Source organism: Acidovorax sp. KPB24-07, assembly GCF_057543315.1.
The window spans coordinates 1-586 of sequence record NZ_BAAJYS010000937.1; the positions used below are offsets into that span (position 1 = coordinate 1).

Annotated in this window: 2 pseudogenes; both read right to left on the reverse strand. The window is 74.6% G+C overall.

Going from position 1 to position 586, the window contains the following annotated elements:
• Positions 1 to 354 (reverse strand): annotated as a pseudogene (locus AC27IQ_RS26775) (ABC transporter permease); the annotation flags it as partial.
• Between the two features lie 21 nt (positions 355 to 375).
• Positions 376 to 586 (reverse strand): annotated as a pseudogene (locus AC27IQ_RS26780) (hypothetical protein); the annotation flags it as partial.

Sequence of the window (586 nt, forward strand, 5' to 3'; positions counted from 1 at the left end):
CAACGCGTCGGCGCCCAGCACGCGCAAGGCCACCGCCGCGGACCCCGCCGTTCCGGGCAGGCTGGCCTGGGCGGACGTTTCCAGCACCGGCCCGGCGCGTGCCACCAGCGGATGCGTGGCGACCGGGCCATACAGCGCGTCGGGCAGGCTGCCCTGGGTGGCGCGCAGTTCCAGGTCGGGCTGGCTGTTGATGCTGCGCACGGCCTGCGCGAACTCGGACAGGGCCGATGCATTGATCACATGCACCGCGAAGGCCAACGCCACGCCCAGCATGACGGCAGCCACGGCGGCTGCGGCGCGCCAGGGGTGGTGGCGCAGTTCCTGCCAGGAGAAGGTGCGCAGCAGGCGGAGCATGGGAATGGAGGGCGGTGCCGGTCAGGTCGCGGGCGGCACAACCGGACCGGGTTGGCCGGCGGAAGGTGCCATGCCGCTGGCCGTGAGGCGCAGCCGCCGGTCCGCCCGGGCTGCGGCGGCGTCCGAATGGGTGACCAGGACCAGCGCGGCGCCGTGTTCGCGCGTCTGGGCCAGCAGCAGGTCCATCACGCGGGCGGCCGTGGCGGGGTCGAGGTTGCCCGTGGGCTCGTCG